Origin of the sequence: Mesorhizobium sp. C120A, assembly GCF_030323105.1 — a bacterium.
Taxonomy (GTDB): Bacteria; Pseudomonadota; Alphaproteobacteria; order Rhizobiales; family Rhizobiaceae; genus Mesorhizobium.
Map to the genome: position 1 here is coordinate 4811446 of NZ_CP100476.1, position 18528 is coordinate 4829973.

Annotated in this window: 15 protein-coding genes; 9 read left to right on the top strand and 6 right to left on the bottom strand. The window is 60.7% G+C overall.

Annotation, left to right across the window (positions count from 1 at the left end; translation table 11 throughout):
• Positions 1-47: 47 nt before the first annotated feature.
• Complete coding sequence (locus NL532_RS23465; RefSeq protein ID WP_023672498.1) at positions 48-1112, bottom strand: ABC transporter substrate-binding protein; 1065 nt, start codon at positions 1110-1112, stop codon at positions 48-50.
• Between the two features lie 229 nt (positions 1113-1341).
• The gene (locus NL532_RS23470; RefSeq protein WP_023702911.1) at positions 1342-2226 is read right to left on the bottom strand and encodes an AraC family transcriptional regulator; all 885 of its coding nucleotides are present in this window, start codon (positions 2224-2226) and stop codon (positions 1342-1344) included.
• A 309-nt stretch (positions 2227-2535) separates the two neighbouring features.
• Between NL532_RS23470 and NL532_RS23475 the strand changes: the two genes are divergently transcribed.
• From NL532_RS23475 to NL532_RS23490, 4 genes are all read left to right on the top strand, one after another.
• Positions 2536-3597: a maleylacetate reductase gene (locus tag NL532_RS23475; protein WP_023828790.1), complete on the top strand. Its 1062-nt coding sequence runs from the start codon at positions 2536-2538 to the stop codon at positions 3595-3597.
• 300 nt (positions 3598-3897) lie between these two features.
• Complete coding sequence (locus NL532_RS23480) at positions 3898-4779, top strand: metal ABC transporter solute-binding protein, Zn/Mn family (RefSeq protein ID WP_023712495.1); 882 nt, start codon at positions 3898-3900, stop codon at positions 4777-4779.
• Positions 4780-4805: 26 nt separating this feature from the next.
• Entirely contained in the window at positions 4806-5600 is a 795-nt protein-coding gene (locus tag NL532_RS23485) for a metal ABC transporter ATP-binding protein (RefSeq protein ID WP_023828791.1), read from the top strand.
• Positions 5584-6411 carry a metal ABC transporter permease gene (locus NL532_RS23490; RefSeq protein ID WP_023685454.1) on the top strand — a complete coding sequence of 276 codons (828 nt, stop codon included), beginning with the start codon at positions 5584-5586 and terminating at the stop codon, positions 6409-6411. Before NL532_RS23485 ends, NL532_RS23490 begins: the two co-directional genes overlap by 17 nt.
• A 741-nt stretch (positions 6412-7152) precedes the next feature.
• Here NL532_RS23490 and NL532_RS23495 read toward each other — a convergent pair.
• Positions 7153-7506, bottom strand: coding sequence for a cupin domain-containing protein (locus NL532_RS23495; protein WP_023685453.1), 354 nt, complete (start codon positions 7504-7506; stop codon positions 7153-7155).
• Positions 7507-7549: 43 nt separating this feature from the next.
• Between NL532_RS23495 and NL532_RS23500 the strand changes: the two genes are divergently transcribed.
• Positions 7550-8290, top strand: a complete 741-nt coding sequence (locus tag NL532_RS23500; RefSeq protein WP_023828792.1) for an SGNH hydrolase domain-containing protein — start codon at positions 7550-7552, stop codon at positions 8288-8290.
• A 203-nt stretch (positions 8291-8493) separates the two neighbouring features.
• On the opposite strand, the gene NL532_RS23505 is transcribed toward NL532_RS23500, so the two are convergent.
• Both NL532_RS23505 and NL532_RS23510 read right to left on the bottom strand, forming a co-directional pair.
• A complete protein-coding gene (locus NL532_RS23505; RefSeq protein WP_081730947.1) occupies positions 8494-9999 on the bottom strand; it encodes an ATP-binding protein in 1506 nt (501 codons plus the stop codon).
• A 9-nt stretch (positions 10000-10008) separates the two neighbouring features.
• On the bottom strand, positions 10009-11616 hold the full coding sequence (locus NL532_RS23510; RefSeq protein WP_023828794.1) for a radical SAM protein: 1608 nt from the start codon (positions 11614-11616) through the stop codon (positions 10009-10011).
• Between the two features lie 113 nt (positions 11617-11729).
• Here NL532_RS23510 and NL532_RS23515 point away from each other — a divergent pair, with 113 nt between their 5' ends.
• The 3 genes from NL532_RS23515 (at position 11730) to NL532_RS23525 (ending at position 15523) form a co-directional block, all read left to right on the top strand.
• Positions 11730-13502 carry a PIN-like domain-containing protein gene (locus NL532_RS23515; RefSeq protein WP_023828795.1) on the top strand — a complete coding sequence of 591 codons (1773 nt, stop codon included), beginning with the start codon at positions 11730-11732 and terminating at the stop codon, positions 13500-13502.
• Positions 13499-15148, top strand: coding sequence for an ATP-binding protein (locus tag NL532_RS23520; protein WP_023828796.1), 1650 nt, complete (start codon positions 13499-13501; stop codon positions 15146-15148). The genes NL532_RS23515 and NL532_RS23520 overlap by 4 nt, the downstream gene beginning before the upstream one ends.
• A 99-nt stretch (positions 15149-15247) precedes the next feature.
• The gene (locus NL532_RS23525; RefSeq protein ID WP_155923788.1) at positions 15248-15523 is read left to right on the top strand and encodes a hypothetical protein; all 276 of its coding nucleotides are present in this window, start codon (positions 15248-15250) and stop codon (positions 15521-15523) included.
• Here NL532_RS23525 and NL532_RS23530 read toward each other — a convergent pair.
• Positions 15520-16890: a hypothetical protein gene (locus NL532_RS23530; protein ID WP_023828798.1), complete on the bottom strand. Its 1371-nt coding sequence runs from the start codon at positions 16888-16890 to the stop codon at positions 15520-15522. The two genes, NL532_RS23525 and NL532_RS23530, sit on opposite strands and share 4 nt — an antisense overlap.
• 308 nt (positions 16891-17198) lie before the next feature.
• Between NL532_RS23530 and NL532_RS23535 the strand changes: the two genes are divergently transcribed.
• Positions 17199-18473: a DUF763 domain-containing protein gene (locus NL532_RS23535; RefSeq protein WP_023828799.1), complete on the top strand. Its 1275-nt coding sequence runs from the start codon at positions 17199-17201 to the stop codon at positions 18471-18473.
• The last annotated feature ends 55 nt before the right edge of the window (positions 18474-18528 follow it).

Consider the following 18528-nt stretch of genomic DNA (forward strand, 5'->3'; position numbering starts at 1 on the left):
TGTCGTTATCCCAAAACCGCTGCGCACTTTTGGGGCGACCTGCATTGTCACTTTGTGATGCCGAGCTTCTTGCAGCCTTCGGCATAGCGGTCGACGCAAAGCTCTTCGGCGGTGTTGATCTTCTTGTCGATGATCTCGGCCTTGAGGTTTTCCTGCGTCACCACCGCCGGCGTGAACAGCTGCGACGGGGTGTCGTAGAGGGTCATTTCGGCCTTCGGCGTCTCGCCCGACAGAAGCTGGACGGCGACGTTGGCTGCAGCCGCCGCAACGATCTCGCTCGGCTTGGAGATGGTGTTGTACTGGTCGCCGGCGATGATCAGCTGCAGGGCGGCGATGGTCGCATCGTTGCCGGTCACCGGCGGCACCGGATCGACACCGGCGGCCTTGAAGGCGGCGATGGCGCCACCACCGGTGCCGTCATTGGCCGCAACGACGCCGACGATCTGCGTGGAGAAGCGGGTGATCTGGCCGCTTGCCCATTGCTGCGCCTTCGGCGGCGCCCATTCCGGCGTGTCGTATTCGGCAAGGATCTTGTAGCCGCTGTTGTCGAGGCTGGAATGGATGCCCTTCTTGATCAGCCCGGCGGCCGCGTCGGTCGGCGATCCGTTGATCTGCAGCAGGCCGCCGCTGGCGGGGTCGACCTTCAGCGCCTTGAGGTGTTCGACGAGCGAGTCGGCAATGGCCTTGCCGATGCCTTCATTGTTGAACGAGACGTAGAAGTCGGCAGGTGCGGTCGGGATCGGGCGATCATACGCGATGACCTTGACGCCCTGGCTCTGCGCCAGCTTGACCAGCGAGGCGGCGGCGGTCGAGTCGACAGGGTCGAGCACGATCGCCTTGGCGCCTTGCGAGATCACCGAGTTGAACTGCTGCTGCTGGCGCGAGGCGTCGGCATCGGCGTTCTGGTAGATCACCTTGCAGCCGGGGCAGAGTTTTTTCATCTCGGCGACGAAGCCGGGATAGTCGTGCTGCTCGTAGCGCGTCGAGGCTTGGTCGGGCATCAAGAAGGCGACCGTGGCGTCGGTAACCGGGGCAGCAAAGGCAGCGGTGCCGCCAAGAAGAGAAAGAGTGAGCGCGATGGCTCCCGTCGATTTCCAGGCAAATCTGGTCATTTCGATAGCTCCGTTTCAAGGAATGGTTTCATGAAGCCCTGGACACCATATGGCACCGGGCCTTGACTGCAGTCGGGCTGTTGCGAGGAACAACGGAGCACTTGATCCGTGCTGCGCATCCTCTAGATATCTCTGGATTTCGGGACAAGCGATCTCCAGCACGGAGCGCCTCCAACGCACCCCGCGTTCTTACCTCAGTAAATGTCTAGGCTCCTCCCGGTCCTCCCTGTTAGGCGGCAATCTCCGCGCTGACGTTTTCCGCCAGCAGGGCCCTGAAGCGCGAAGGCGACATGCCTTTCTGGGTCAGGAACTGGCGGTTGAAATTCGAGATGTTGTTGTAGCCGGCGGCATAGCAGATCTCGGTGATCGGCATGTCGGCCTCGCTCATCAGCAACTGGCAGGCAAGGTTGATGCGCAGCCGGTTGACATACTGCACCAGCGCCATGCCGGTATGGCGGCGGAAGCTGCGCGAAAACGCGCTCGGGCTGCGGCCGGCGATCGCCGCCAGATCGCTTTCGCTGAACGGCTCGGTCAGGTTGGCGTTGATATAGGCAAGCGCCTTGTTGACGCCGGCCGACATGAAGCCTGAGGGATCCGGCAGATAGCTGGCGCTGGTGAGCGTCCGCACATCGGCGGCGCGGCTCAGAATATCGATCAGTTCCATGAACAAAGCGATGCGGCGAACGCCTTGCGCTTCGACCAGTTCGGCCAGCACAGGTGCGGCGAGCTTGGCGGTAGCGGTGGAGAACAGCGCGCCGCGGCGGCTGAGCTCGAGAATGTTTTCACAACCGGCAAGTTCCGGCAACGCGGCGGTGGCGTCGGCAATGAACTCTTGCGAGAACTGCACGACGCGGCCGCGCAGCGGCACGCTGGCGCCTGCCGGCACGTCGCTGACCCAGTTGTGCGGCAGGTTCGGGCCGGTGAGCACGAGGTTGCCGGGCTCGAACTCGCCGATGAAGTCACCGACGAAATAATGGCCCGTGGTGGCGACAACGTGATGGATTTCGTATTCGGGGTGGAAGTGCCAGCGCACCGTGTGGAAGGGGTAGCCGTGGGCCCAGGCCTTGAACGACTCGCCGCGTCTGATCTGGACGACTTCCAAGTCCGGATTCATGTCAGTTCCTCCCGGCGCCGGTCCGGTCATGCGACCAGTTGCAGTGCCATCTCCCGCAGGCCGCGTTTGCCGCTCTCTGCAGTGATCGAAGCTTAGGCGGCAATTCATGCAGCCGCCACCACGGTGTGTCCACCTCACTGATACTTTTTTGACGTTTTTGTGGTCAAGGCGATACGTTTGCGAGTACGCGGGAGAGATCAGGGCCCGCTTGCGAGACGGTGACGACGCAAACGATGTCGTCGGCAGCGAGAGCTGGCCGCTCGATTTCGGCTCCGTCACAGTGATAATATGCAAAGGGAGCGGATCGGCATGACAAGGACGTTCACCTACTCCGGCAGCCCTGCGCATATTGTCTTCGGCAATGGCGCGTCGTCCGAGGTGGGCACCTGGATCGAAAAACTCGGCTGCAATCGCGCGCTGGTGCTGTCGACGCCGCATCGGGCTGCCGACGGCGAGGCGCTTGCCGAATCCCTCGGCGCGCTGGCGGCCGGCACCTTTTCGGGCGCCGCCATGCACACGCCGGTCGAGGTAACCCAAACGGCAATGGCCAAGGCGACCGAGGTCAACGCTGACTGCGTTGTCGCGCTTGGCGGCGGCTCGACCACCGGTCTCGGCAAGGCGATCGCCTGGCGCACCGACCTGCCGCAGATCGTCATCCCGACCACCTATGCCGGCTCGGAGGTGACGCCGATCCTCGGTCAGACCGAGAACGGCGAAAAAACCACAATGCGTGACGCAAGGATCCTGCCGGAAGTGGTGATCTACGATCCAGAGCTGACCGTCGGCCTGCCGATAGCGATGAGCGTCGCGTCAGGACTCAACGCCATGGCGCACTCGGCCGAAGCGCTTTACGCGCAGGATCGCAATCCGATTTCCACCCTGATGGCGAAAGAAGGATTGCGCGCCATGAAGACTGCGCTGCCGGTGTTGACCAAGGAGCCTGGAAACATCGATGCACGCGGCGATGCGCTTTACGGCGCCTGGCTGTGCGGTACGGTGCTCGGCGCCGTCGGCATGGCGCTGCATCACAAGATCTGTCATACGCTCGGCGGCTCTTTCGACATGCCGCATGCCGAGACGCATGCGGTGATGTTGCCGCACACGATCGGCTTCAACGCCGTCGCGGTGCCCGACTTGTTGAAGCCGGTCGCCGACTTGTTTGGCGGCAGCGCGGGCGGCGGTCTCCACGATTTCGCCAAGGCGGTCGGCGCGCCCCTTACATTGAAAGAACTCGGCCTCATGCAGGCCGATCTCGACCGCGCCGCTGAGATCGCGACCAGGAACCCATACTGGAATCCGCGGCCTTTCGACCGCGCCGCAATCCGCGCCCTGTTGCAGGACGCGTGGGAGGGAAGGCGTCCGCAAAACTGACGGCAACAAGCAAGGAACTTACCCGCCGCGAATTCATCAGGATACCGCCACGACGGTGTGCTCGCGGCGGCCTCGCGGTGCCGGCGATCGCCTGCCCTTTCGCATATAGCCGACACGCATGAGTGGCTCCGCCTGATCGGCGCAGGCCGCTCACGGTTTGTGCGCGTGAAAAACTGCGCGGCTCGAAAAGCCCATTGACATCAGCCGTATTTTCGACGCAAACGTTATATTGTTACTGTTATTCAGTTACACAGCCCGCCTCTCCGGCGACATACATTTCAGACTGCAAGGAGACCACGGATGCGTCGCATTCCCTTTCTCGCCGCGCTGCTCGTCGCGGTGCCGCTTTTGACCGGCACGGCTGCCCGCGCCGAAGACAAGCTGACCATCGTGGCGGCCGAGAATTTCTATGGCGACCTTGCCCGCCAGATCGGCGGCAGCAACGTCACCGTCACCAGCATCCTGGCCAATCCCGATGACGATCCGCATCTGTTCGAGACCAGCCCGTCGACGGCGCGCACCATCGCCGACGCCAAGATCGTCATCTATAACGGCGCCGACTACGATCCGTGGATGGACAAGCTGCTGTCGGCCTCGACAGCCAAGGATCGCACGACCATCGTCGCCGCCGACCTGATCGGCAAGAAGTCGGGCGACAACCCGCATCTGTGGTACGACCCGGCGACGCTGCCGGCCATCGCCAAGGCGCTGAGCGCCGACCTTGCCAAGCGCGATCCGGCCAATGCCGTGTATTATGAGACGAACCTGAAGGCATTCCAGACCTCGCTCGAGGCCATTGACAAGGAAATCACCGACGTCAAGAACACCTATGCCGGCACCGAGGTGACGGCTACCGAGCCGGTCTTCGGCTACATGGCGGAAGCGCTCGGTCTCAAGATGCTGAACTACGATTTCCAGGTGGCCTTGATGAACGATGCGGAGCCGAGCGCCACGCAGGTGGCGGCGTTCGAAAACAGCCTGAAGGACGGCTCGGCCAAGATCCTGTTCTACAATTCGCAGGTGACCGACGAGGCAACGACAAGGCTGCTCGACATCGCCAAGCAGAACAAGGTCACGGTCATCGGCGTCACCGAGACGGAACCGGCGGGCCAGACGATCCAGACCTGGTTCGGCGGCCAGATCGACGCGGTCCAGAAGGCGCTCGCCGCCCGCACACAATGAATGTGACTGCGAATGAATGTGACTAAATGAACGCAATCGAATTCGACAAGGTCACGCTGACCTATGGGGGACGCCGGGTTTTATCCGACGTCTCCTTTTCTCTACCGCAAGGCGCCTTTGTCGGCCTGCTCGGCGCCAATGGCGCCGGCAAGACGACGATGCTGCGCGCCATTCTCGGCCTGATCAAACCGGCCGGCGGCGCCATTTCGGTGCTTGGCAAATCGCCGACGCGCGGCGACGCCGACATCGGCTATATGCCGCAGGCGCGGCGCGCGCTTGGCGATGTCGGCGTCAGCGGCCTCGACTTCGTGCTGAGTGCCGCCGGCGGGCATCGCTGGGGCTGGCCCGTCGCATCGGCTGCCGAGAAGGAGGCGGCGTGGAAGGCTCTTGAAGAGGTGGGCGCCGGCGACCTTGCGCGGCGGCCGCTGGGCGAGCTTTCCGGTGGCGAGCGCCAGCGCATCCTGATCGCTCAATCGTTGATCGGCAATCCGCAACTGCTTTTGCTCGACGAGCCGCTGATCAGCCTCGATGCAGGCCATCAGCGCGCGATCATCGACCTGGTGCATCAGATCGGCGAGCGGCTCGGCATTGCCGTGCTGTTCTGCTCGCACGAGATCAACCCGCTGCTGCGCGCCGTCGACCGCGTGCTCTATCTCGGCAACCGCAAGGCGGCGATCGGCTCCGTCGACGAGGTCATCAGCGGTCCGGTGCTGTCGAAACTCTACGGCACGCATATCAATGTGGTGCGGGTTGCCGGCCGCATCTTCGTCATGGCCGACGATGTAGAACTGGAGAGCGGGGCGCATGTCCACGATCTTTGACTATGAATTCATGCGCAACGCCTTCTATGCCTGCACCATCGTCGGCATCGTTTCGGGCGCGGTCGGCTATTTCCTCGTGCTCCGGGGCCAGACCTTCGCCGGTCATGCGCTCTCCCATGTCGGCTTTCCCGGCGCCACGGGCGCCGGCCTGATCGGGCTGTCTCCGTTTCTCGGCCTCACCGTGTTTACCGTCGCCGCCGGCATCGGCATCGGCCTGCTGGGGGAGCGCGCGCATCGCGACGTCGCCATCGGCATCGTTTTGACGCTGTCGCTCGGCCTGGGCTTGTTGTTTCTGCATTTCTACACCGCCTTCGCCTCGCAGGCGACCAACGTGCTGTTCGGCAATGTGCTGGGCATCAGCCTGCGCACCGTTATCGTGCTTGCGGTGCTGGCGGTGGCGATCCTTGTCGCGCTTTTGCTGATCGCGCGGCCGCTGCTGTTCGCCAGCCTGCAGCCGGAACTCGCCGAAGCGCGCGGCGTGCCGCTCACTCTTGTCTCGACCCTGTTCATGGTGCTGGTCGCCGTCGCCACGTCCGAGGCGGTGCAGATCGTCGGCGTGCTGCTCGTCTTCGCGCTGATGGTGGCGCCTGCAGCCACCGCGCTCAGGCTTACCAGCGGCGTCGGAGCCGGCGTGCTGACGTCCATCGCGCTTGCCGTGATCATCGCCTGGATCAGCCTGACGCTCGCCTTCCTGACCGACTGGCCGACGAGCTTCTGGATCACGGCGCTGGGCGCGGCGGCCTATGTCGTCAGCGGCATGGTCCGGCGCCCGTCGGTCCGAGAGACTCAGAGCGCCGACGCCGGCCCCTGAGGCTTGCCCTCCGGCAGGTCGATCGGGCCGGCTGGGGTGCAAAACTGACGTGAGGGAAATACACCCAAAAAAAGTCAGGTCTACAATCCGGCTCCTGAAACGTTTCAGCCGCGAAAGACAAATTCATCCAATCGCCTAGATCGCGACCTCTGTCGCGCCAAAGGTCCCCTCCGGAGCGGCCGGAACACCCGGAAAACCGCCATTTCAAGCGCATTTTGCAGCGGCGAATGGCTTGCGCGAGGCCGGCTGGAAAGCTGGCCGGGAGGCGCAAAAGGGACCTCCCGCGGCCATTGCGGGCGGCGTTGACAGACCGCGGTGCTGCATGCGTATAGCAAGCCATGGGTCACGCCATGGCCGTGGCGGTTGAGACGGGGCTGGGGGGTTTCGTAACAACAGCATTGACGGCCCGGCGCCGGACGGGCGGCATGCACTCTCGAAGTGCGCCGCTCGCTCTTGGCTGACGCGCCGGCGACCCGGCAGCAGTCCTGGCCTGCGTTCTCTCGACCAGGCTCCGCAGAACGCCATCGTCTCAGCTTTTCGATCCGCATCGGTTCGAAGCGAACGAGGTGACGCCCTCTTAACCGATATTCGCTTCGCTACGTCCCCCTCCCCCTGCTGGGCGAGGGGGACGCTGGCGATGAACCGCGCCGGCCGACGTGTATCGGCACCGATCAGGAACTGCCGACGACGCGATCAAGCAAGCCTGACGACGAGCCGATCAGGCGACCCTGGCGACGTCGATCAAGCAAGCTTGACGACGAAGTGCTTGGTTACCGGCTCGAGAATATGCCAGGTGCCCTTGAAATCGGCTTCGACCACGAACGCATCGCCCGGACCGACCTCGACAGGCGTGCCGCCATCGGGCGTGATGATGATGCGGCCGGCGATCATGTGCACGAACTCATAGTCGGTGTAGGTGGCGTGATAAGTGCCGGGCGAGGCCCGCCAGGTGCCCGACAGCACCTTGCCGTCGGCGGTGGTGTGCTGCACGGCGGTCTGCATGGTCGGCCGGCCCGCGACAACGATCCAGCCCGGTAAGTCGCCGCCCTCGGCATGCTCGACAGCGCCGAATTTGAAAATGGTGGTGTTGGTCATGGGAGGCTCCGTTTGAATTGCATGGCTGCCGGTTGGATAGCCGATGCGTGTGACGGGAGCAACGCAAGGGCCGACCCCGGATGTCGGAGATTTGGCGAAGGAGGCGGTGGCCGCGCGTGGAGCGCCTGCCTGCATTGCCGTCAGCGCCGCGCAGCCGTCCACGGCGCGCGCGGCCGGCTGTATTCTCTCCTTTGAGACAGTGACGCCGAAGGCCTGCGTGTTCGGCAACAAGGACGCCCGGCGCTCGATTGCGCTTTTCGGCGATTCGCATGCCGACCACTGGTCGACGCCGCTGATCGAGGCGGCCGAAAAGAACGACACCAAGGTCGTCACCTGGCTCAAATCCGGCTGCCGCGCCTCGCGGGTGACGGTATGGGCGACCAAGCTGAAGCGGAACTACACCGAATGCGATCAATGGCGCGCGCAATCGATCCGGCAGATCATCGCCGCGCGGCCGAACCTGGTGGTGATCTCGGAGATCGCGCTGGTCAGCCTCGACAAGATGTCAGCCGGCATGCAGGCGCCCGAAAGCCAGGAGGCCGACGGGCGCGCCGGCCTGCATGCGACGCTCACCGCGTTCAGCCAGGCCGGGCTGAAGGTTGCCGTCATCCGCGACGTGCCGTTCAACGACGATCATGTCGACACCTGCGTGGCGCGCGCGCTGTGGCGCGGCGAAAGGCCGTCGCTGTGCGACCAGAAGCGGGCCGACGCCGCCAATGACGGGGCGCGGCGAAAGAGCGCGACATCGTGCGCGCCGTGCCCGGCGGCAGCTACATCGACATGACCAGCCAGTTCTGCGACGCCAAGACTGCCACGTCTTCATCAACGGCAAGATCGCCTACCGCGACCAGCATCATTTGGCGACGCCGTTCGCGGAGACGCTGGAGCCGGCGGTGGAGAAGGCGCTGTTTTAGGGTGTGGTGGCGAAGGAGGGAGCGATCTGCCAGCGTTCCTGTCAGCTACCGGCGTTGTATCCGCGCCAAATCGTCAACTAACATCACGAAGATGCGCGTAGACATCCTTCAATTCATCCTTCGATAGTCCACTCTGAAGAGCAACTGACCGTAGTCGCCGCACAAGCTGCTTCTGCGGGAGAGATAATTTTGCTTCTTCACTTATTTGCGCGGTAGCGTCCGCAGCTCTTTCCGAGGCGAAGGATACGGTGGGGGCGTCATCCACCCTGAACTCCGATGTTGAGGGGTAGTCACGATTGGTGCCTTTGGTTACCCGATGCCCGGCCGCATCTGCCAGAGCGGCGGCCGCGAGCTCTGCTCGACGCACATTGTTGCGGGCGATCGATGCCGCGCGCGCCCGTCGCGCAATCTGCCGTGCAAGTGGCTCGAGTTGGGCTGTGAGGTTTGAGTAGTGGACGTTCTGCTCAAAGTTGTCCCGCCGGGCGTTGGGCAAAATGCGTGGATCAAGGACGTGCACTTCGCCGACTGCCCAGCTGTTGAAGCGCGTTTCCGGAAATATCTCTTCAAGTAAGTTCTCGCTGCCGACCTGGACGTTGCCTACGCGGGCGCGGATGCCGCCGATCTGCGACCGCACGGTTATCGAACCGAGGTAGCTGTGGTGTAGGAGCCAGCCGAGCCCAGCCACTCCTCCGTCGAGATCGGTAAGAGTCAGCAGCTCAAGCTCGCCGAGAGTGTCGGTGAGGGTGTCTGAAACCTTAAATGCGTCTGTGATAGGTCGAGCCAGCGGCACGCCGTTTGGCTCTAGTCTGATTTCTAGATTGCCGAGTCTCACTGGGGCTAGATGCGCCTCGATCTCCCTCCCCCAGCTAAATGTGGCATCGAACGGGACGGGCGCGATTTGGCTGAGATAGTCGGCCACGATGCTCGGGCTGAGCAAGGCGTCGCGCTTTGTACGGATCACGTCGCTGAGTTCGACCTCGAAGAAGCTGGTTGGCCAGCCATCACCATCGAGATGGCTTATGGTGACAACGCGTTGGATGACGCTGCCGATATCATCGCTCAGACGGACGTCGCGGAGAGCAGCCTTCAGGCGTTGACAATCCCAGCGCAACTCGAGCACCCCCTTGTCGCCAGCCGCTCGCGTCCTGAATGTCAAGTTCCGCCCGTACGCCAGCCCCGCCAGCCTTCCTACTCCTCGAAAACCCCTCGCCCGCGTCCCCCGCTTCGTGCTAGCGCCAATCGCTAGCAACCGCCCTGTTGCCTGCGCGATCGGGATACCCGCGCCATTGTCCCTGATACCGATGAGCCGCTTGCCGGAGTCGATTGTGATGTCAACTTTACCAGGAGCTTCTCTGGCAAGCACGCCCGCGGCGCGGGCATCGTCGATCGCATCCGCCGCGTTCTGAACATACTCGCGATAGATGGTCAGCGGGTCGACATACATTGCACTACTAAGTAACTCGAGCACATCCTTGCCTACAATGATCATTGATGGTGAAGGCGGCTGGGAAACCTTCGTTGCGCCGGGGTCAAGCGCGGAGAAGAGGGCAGAAGAAGCGACCTGTGATTTTCTGGACATTGTTGTTCCTCAGGCTGCTTCAAAGATGGTTTCTGAACGCGCGATTCCGATATCGTCGTCTTCCAAGCCCGCATCCTCAACACGATCCTCAAGCGGCATGGAACAGCTATCCGCCTCGATAGAGCGCTGCGCTTGCCAGATCTCGACCTCCGCCTGCTTGCTGATCGGCACGTAGAAACGCAGTGCCTCACGCATTATGGGATCGTTCGTGTCGGCCACCAGCGCATGGAAATGACTGGGATCGCTCGAGGAAACGAGATCGAGCAGCTCGTGCCGTTGTGAACTACTCAGGCGACCAACGGCGGACCGGTAGTCATCGAACTCGCCGCGCCCGCCACGATCCTCATACCACGTGCGGTTGAAGATAAAATGGTGAGGCCGTGCGAGGATTTCCTCGAACGCATCGAACGTGTCGCCAAAAGCGCGCTTAAAAAATTCCGGCTCGCCGCTCACAACGCCATGCGTTGCTTGGAGAATGATCTGCATTGAGCGCAGCTGATATCGCGTCCACTTTTCGCCGACGAAATTGCGATCCGGCCGATCAGTGGGCTGATAGCGCATCGGAAATGACCAGATGCGCACGCCAAGTTCCTCGTTGAACAGTACGTTGAGGCGCATGCGCTCGAACAGGTCGGCCGGTGTGTCGTGGAAGTTGTAGAGCATGTAGTTTGAGAGCTCGTGTAGTCCATACTCGTGCGCGATCCGAACGGCCTTTTCGTACGGGCCCTTGAGGCCGAGATGATCGAAAGCGATTCTCAGCGGTCGCAGACAAATCGTCGCGAGTTCGCGCAGGTACATTGGGTCTTTGGCGAGGATGCGCGCATCGACGCCCTGATTGAAGTCGACCCGGCGCTGGGAGGCGACCCGCTCGCCAGGGCGTTTAAGCCTCGCGCCAGCAGCAAAGCCCAGGTCACGGATCTCAGCGACTAGCTCCTTGAATCGCGGCGAGGCGACGACATTGTTGTCCATGAGCAGAAGATCACGCTTCTCGCCATGGCGATCGGCAATCGCGGTTATGATCGCAGAGAGCGAGGTCACATCGCGCTGCGCGCCTTCAAGCTTGGGCACGCCGCAAAAGTGGCATTTGCGGATGCAGCCTCGCGACGCATAGGCGAAGTACGCGTCCCGCACTGGGTATTCGTAGTCTGTCTGGTCAAGAATCGAATAGTCTGGGACGAGATCTTCGATCGGGATACCCGTTCGATCGTCTGAATAGAGTTCTTCGGCAAATTCGTCCAGTTCGAGCGCGATGGCTGGCGCCTCGCTGAGTAACCCTTTGATGAAGCGGACACCCGACCATCTCGGCTCGTTGCGGAAGCGCTCTGTCATAAGTGAAGCAGCGATACCGCCGACAAAAACCCGGTCGGCCCGGCCACCAGCTACCTCGAGCGCAAAATCAATCGTTGCCGCTATCTTCTTATATTCGAACGAAAAAAGTGTTGTTACGTAAATGCGATCCCAAGCAGTGTCTTTCAGAGACACGTCAATGCCTTTGCAGAAACGGACCTCGTCGCGCTTCCCATAAGGCCCGTGATAGGCCGCGAGCTTCATTAGCCCTAGAGGCGGATATTTATTCTTATACCCCGGCTCCAACAATAGAATCCGCCGACCTGCCATGGGAATCTCCAACCCGCCTTGTAGCCAGCCTAGCGTATTCTCTGCAAGAATGCGATCGTCGCCCTCGTTTATTTAAAAAAACTCAACATTCGTAAACTGGGATATCGCCGCGCATGCTCTTCCCACTGGTCAGTCCTTCGCTAGAGGAGTGCACCACCGCTATTTCTGAGGCCTTGCAGGACGATCACGGGCGCATATATCTCGACGCCAATGTACTTATCCATTGTTATGAAATGAGTTCGCGGGCGAGCGAGACGTTACTGCGAACGCTAGAACGCTATGGCAATCGAGTCGGCGTGCCTATTTGGGCAGCGCGGGAAACCTGGGACTATATTACGAAGCGCACTAATAAGCGTCCGCTTTATGCGCTATCTGAACGCATGCGGACGGATTTCACCCGTTTCCGCACAGAGACGACGCGATACATCGACAATAGCGCGCTCGGCGGTAGCAGCAAGGAGAACTATCAGAAGGAAGTCGTCGAGGCGTTCGGCGAAGCACTGACGCTGATCCAACGCGTTGCCCAGCACGAACCCAAGATCGATGAAACCACGGGCCGCTTGCTCCCGTTCATAGACGAGCGCCGAGTGCCTTCGAGGCTTACCGCCATCATTGAAGAGGTCTCGAGAACAGCTGCGGCGCGAATCGCCCACCGTGTCCCGCCCGGTTTTGCGGATGCGCCCCCGCCAAGCGTTGAGGAAGAAAACCACACGATCAAATCGAAAGGCAAGATAGTCAATCCGCATGGGGACATCATCATCTGGTTCGAAATCCTGGAAGACTGTCTCCGACACCAAGCGGAACATTTGGTGATTGTTACCCGTGACACTCGGAAGGAGGATTGGGTCTACTCACCCAAGAAAGTCCGCGACGATAAGGGCCGGCTCCAAGACAACAGAACTGGGATTACACTGGCGCTGCCACTCCTCGTCTATGAAGCGCAGCAGGCCTGTCCCTCGCTCAAAAGCGTTCACATCATATCGGTCGAGATGTTGGCAGCAATCTGGACGATGCAACGGTTTGACGTGTCGGATTTGGCCGCGGCATTGCAGGCTGATGAGGAAGAGCCAGCGCCTGACGACAATGCGCAGGACAGCGGCAGTGCACGTGGCGATGAGAGTGATGCGGCCTATACGGCAGAGTTTGGATCGGCTGACATGACGTACGAGCCTGATCCTGACGACGATCTCGACCAATTGATCGTGGACCTCAGTATCGATGGGTGGAAGGCGCAAAACCAAGCAGTGCGACGCCTCGAACCACAGCTAGGTTCGCTCAACCGCGCGCAACGCATTCAGGTGGGTCGCGAGCTGGTGTCGGCGGCAAATACCGGAGCAGTCGAGCCGGCGGAGGTCCTTGACCGCGTCTTGAGCAATAAGGGTCTAGGACGGCCGCTGCGGTCGGATCTGTTGATAGGCGCGCTAGCCGAGACCTACATCGCGGAAACTGGAGAACCAAAGAAACCGATTGCAACACGCGGCATCGCAGCTTCGCTATATCAAAGCCAGGGCGATGAAGAAGTAGCCGATGCCTATGATGCGGTCCTCAGTCGCCTTCGCGCGCTTAGACGTGAGTATTTGGCGCTGCCGCATGAAGACCCGCGCGAAATCAAGCTCGACATTGCGCTCCAAATGGGAGAACTGGTCAATGTTTCTGTCGGCGAATTCTTTCTGCTCGAACAAGATGCGCCGCCGGCGCGGGCGCTGCAGCGGAGCGGTAATGATGTCACCATGAGCATTGCTGAACTCGTTGACTTGCTAGCGGAGGAGTTCGTGGTGCCGGCGAGCGCCTTAGTCACCGACCTGTCCGCCACGACGAGTATTTCCGTGCCCGAACATCTCGGCTTTGTCGCATGGGGTCCGCAAACGGGGATGTATCTGCGATGACGCCGCTAAATAAAGCTCACCCCGCCGTACCGGCCGACCCAATCCAGGTCGGCTCGTTCTTTCTAGAAACGCTGACCACGGGGATGTACGAGGACCCATTCCACTCTATCCGCGAATATATACAGAATGGCTTCGACGCGATCCAAGATGCTGTCCGTGCAGGGAATCTCCCGGCGGAGGATGGCCGCGTCCTGATTAGCGTCAGCGGCTCCCAGCGCACGCCATCACTTGCTGTGCGAGATAATGGCGCTGGCATTTCTTCTGCCCGCGCCTATACCACGCTCGTTTCCCTCGGTGCTAGTCGTAAGACGCCGACACTCCATGCCGGCTTTCGCGGTATTGGCCGCCTCGCCGGTATCGCATACTGCACGACGCTTCGTTTTACCACCTCGGCTAAGGGAGAGGCGACTGCGACGGTAGTCGAATACGACTGCGGCCACATTCGTGGCTATTTTTCTCCGGGTGCCGAACCTGTGGACGTACGGGAGGTGATGCGTTCCTCGGTGAAGACTAAGGTCATCGGCGCCAACGAGATGGACCACTTCACCGAAGTGGAGATGCTTGGGCTGGTCAATCTTGGCAAAGAGTTTGTCGATCTCGTCAAGCTTCAGCCATATCTACGCGAAGTATGCCCCGTCGAATATGGAGATAACTTCGACTTTGCCGACCGCATACGAAATTTGGCGAACGGGTTCGGTGACGCGCTGCCAACGATCCATGTCGAGACAAAGGTCAAGCGCGAGCGCAAGCCGATCGTTAAACCATACAAGAATACCTATCCCACCTCCCGAAAGAACATCTTTTCTAGGCTTCACAATATCGAGACATTCACCTCGCGAGAGCATGGCTGGTACGGTTGGGTCGGCGTATCCAACTTCCCTGGCGAAATCGTCGATAGCACAGCGGCTGGAATAAGATTTCGTATCAAGAACATTCAGGTCGGTGACGCAGAGATCATTGAGAGTCTGGCGGGAGAACTAACCCCTACTGGATCGGAACGGCGCCTCCAACCGTGGGCCGTCGGCGAGATATTTGTTACCAACGCACAGGTCGTCCCCAACGCCCGCCGCGATGGTTTCGAGGACAGTGCGGCATGGCGCCTCGTTCGAGGAGACATTAAGGATCAGGTCGTTAGGCGGGTGATCAAGCTTGTGCGTAGCGCATCGACGACACGATCGGCGATGAGATTCCTGACCGAAATGCTACGAATACTAACCAACCAGGCCCAAGCGGCAACCTTGGACCAGCCCGAAAAGGCCAGGATCGAGGCTCTGATCAAAAGGCAACTGCAAACGCTCGGTTCGCCCGAGAAGCTCATAGGTGCCGATCCGAAGGAAGTCAGTACGCTGACATCTAAATTCAAAGAACTGGCTGAGCAGATGGCCAAACGAACTATTCCGGTTCCGGGCCCCGTTGCAGAGGAAGCCGACGGCGATGAAGGAGTGGAAGGCGATGAAGATAGCGACAGTGATGACGAACCCGAGGACAGTTCCGAAGATGGCGATGAAGGTGAAAACGAGGGCGAGGCGCCACGCCACACACGCGCCGATGTGATTCTCGCCGCCTTGAGTACAGAGCTCGCCGAGGAACAGGCCGCGAGGCTCACGGCCAAGATTGTACATGATCTCGAAAAGCAAGGCCTTTGATGGCCTTGGCGCTGGCCGAGGGAAGTATCGCTCATTCACTGCCAGCATTGACAAATGGACGCAGGGACGCTAGATCAAAACGAGAACGGAGTTCCATCGATGCACCTGCACCATGATGAGATCACTACGTCTCGATCAACTTCGACCGGTGGCTGGCGAGTTGCCGTAGATCGTGCTTGGCGCTCAGAGTCGATGCGCCGGCGCTTCGAAAAAGAGAGCGGCCTATCTCCCGTTGACGAGACCTTAGAAGCACAGGTGAACTCGGGTGAGGTCGACGTCTACTACAAGCAATTTGTTGTTTGGGCGACTCGTACGCTTGATCTGAACGATCAATTGCCAGCCTTCATGCAGCGGGTGATCTCGGCGCAGCCCTAGGCTCGTTCAATTGCTGCCACATGTGCGTCAGCGAGCAGCGCCACTCCGTCCAATAGCTTCGATTTGTTGTTGACGCTCAGTGCCTCAATGAGCGTACGGATTTTTTCATTCCGTCGCTCATGCACCTTGGTAAGTGCACCTCTCGCATCATTCATGGCTGCGATCGCGCTGACCAAGTTTGCGGCACCACCCATCAAACCAACGCCTGAGACGACGTTACCTAAGAGGGGAACGGTGCCTGCGCCGTCAAGTGCAAGGTCTGTTGCGGCGCGGTAGAATTCGGATTTGGCCTCAGCCGCTTCCTTCGTCCAATATTTAGGTAGTTCTGCGAGGACCGCAGTCCGAAACGTTTTCGCCAAATCCGAGACGGTTGTGCCAATAGCCTCTGGATCAATCGACTCGAGAGCCTCTCGCTTGTCTATCTTCGACGCGGTATTCAAATAGGTCTCAATGACTTCGTCGTATTTTTGCTGAAAGCCCTGGTCACGAAGAGCCCCGCTGAGAAGGTGAGCGTGTTTGAAAGAGAGCGCATCGATGATCTGAGACGGAATTGCGGCGGATTGGATGGTGTCTAAAGCTGTGGCTAGGAAAAGCTTAAGAAAGATCGCCTCCTCAGTCAGTTCCGCCTGTTGCTGTCCCGCTTGAAGAACGTCCTCCATTTTGAAGTCGGAGAGTGGGTTAAGGTCAGTTCCGGTTTCGCAGCGAACTACGCTGGTACCAACCATGTGGTAGCAGGCTGTTGCGAAGCGCATGATGGGGTCGCCGGCACCGTTTTGCAATTTGGATGTATAGTCCCGCAGACTGCTGCTGGTCCCGAACTCTAAGTCTTGAATCGTTGACGCGATGGCATCTCTCTCATCATGGTTGAGACCATGGTCACGGTCGAGTTGCCGAGAGATAGTGGATGTGTCGCTGCGAAGCCCCGCCACGACCATGTCGCAGTAGCGCTGCCCCACATCAGCAAGTTCCCAAGGCAAAACTTGACGAGCAGCTGCATTCACCCGTGCGATATGCTCCTCAACCTGGGTTCGTCCGATACCAATCTTGGTAAAACGTTCCATGTCTTCGATATAATCGGCGAGGTCATTTTTATCCCTTCGAAAGGCTGGCACGATGGCCTCACCATCAAGCAGGTCGGGATGCTTATCGAAGAGCCGAATCGCCAAGGGCGAAACAAGATGGCCGCAGTTCAACGTCACAAGTCCCTTTGCGATGATCTTGATCTTAAGCGCACGCGCGGTAACGAGGACACTCCCCGATTCGTTGTTCGCGTCGTACAAAGACGGAGCCAAGTCCGTGGAATAAACTCGAGGACCGCGAAGATCCTCTACCTTGATTACCTTCCGCCGATCGAAGAAATTCGCCACGATTGCCCCCCTCGCTTGCTCGACGCAATTTGTTCAACGGTGAAGTCGATAGAATGATTATCAACTTTCATCGTCGTTGATGAATATCGTAAATAACACCACATCGAGGATATGCGAAGGGCGTGTCTAGGAGTCTTTCGATCTAGGGCTTCCCAACCCGAGTTTTTTCGGCGAGCTGCTTCAATTCTCACCTCCGCCTATGCCCAGCCGGACTATAGGCGCTGCGGCACCCCGCTTGCAAATCTCCCCCCAAATGCCATCTACATGACAGGCGCACCGCCGGTGCGCCTTAGCCACGGAGCTTTCCCTTGACGCAGCGAAGCGGCAGTGCGGACTTGCCGCTGCATGGCGGGCGGGTTCCGAAATGGCTGGGCGATCGCATGACGCGGCTGGGCGCTGTGTTGTGCGAGGCGATCATCCATCACTATGGCCGCGACGAGCTGTTGCGGCGGCTGGCGCATCCGTTCTGGTTCCAGTCTTTCGGCGCCGTCATGGGCATGGACTGGCACTCCTCGGGCATCACCACCTCGGTCGTCGGCGCGCTGAAGCGCGGGCTGAACCCGATGTCGCGCGAGCTCGGCATCCATGTCTGCGGCGGGCGCGGCGCGCATTCGCGCAAGACGCCGCAGGAGCTGACCGCGATCGGCGAGCGCGTCGGCATCGATGGTGCGGCGCTTGCCACCGCCAGCCGCCTGGTCGCCAAGGTGGACAGTGCGGCCGTGCAGGACGGTTTCGACCTCTATCTGCACGGCTTCATCGTCACCGACGACAGCCGCTGGGTGGTGGTGCAGCAAGGCATGAACGGCGACAGCCGCCAGGCGCGGCGCTATCACTGGCTGTCGGAAGGGCTGACAAGCTTCGTCGACCAGCCGCATGCGGCGATCGAGGGCGAGCGGCAGGGCGAGATCGTCAACCTCACCGACCATCGCGCCGAGCCGTCGCGGACCGGACAGCTCGATTTGTTGAAGACCATGAGCCCGGAGCGGATCCTTGACGAGCTTGCCCTGCTGGAGCCGCCGCCGAAAGCGGAGCCTGCGAAGCCCCCGGCGCAGCCGATGCTGCCCAATCTGGTGATGCCGGCACATCATGACGTGCGCGAGAGCGACATCGTCATGCACCGGCTGCACGGCAACATTTCCGCGGCAATAGAAAGCGGGCCGGCCGATTTTCCCGAACTGCTGCTGGTGCCCGGCGTCGGCGCGCGCACAGTGAGGGCGCTGGCCATGGTGGCGGAAGTGGTGCATGGCGCGCCTTGCCGCTTCTCCGATCCGGCGCGCTTTTCGCTTGCCCATGGCGGCAAGGACCGGCACCCCTTCCCGGTGCCGCTGAAAGTCTATGACGAGACGATCGCGGTGCTGAAATCGGCCGTCGGCAAGGCCAAGCTCGGCCGCGAGGAAGAGCTCGGCGCGCTGAAGCGGCTGGATGGCGAGTCGCGTCGGCTGGAGCGCTACGTCACCGGGCCGAGCCTGAAGGAAATCGTCGCCGGCGAGTTCGATCAGTCGCATCTGCTGGGAGGGCGCAGTGTGTTCGGGTGGGAGGGGGCGGCGGAAAGCGACGACGGTTCAGACAGGGGCCGCCAGTAGCGGCCTGTCCATCATGCAGAGATAGTGCGCGGCCCATAGAAACACGTGCTCGGCT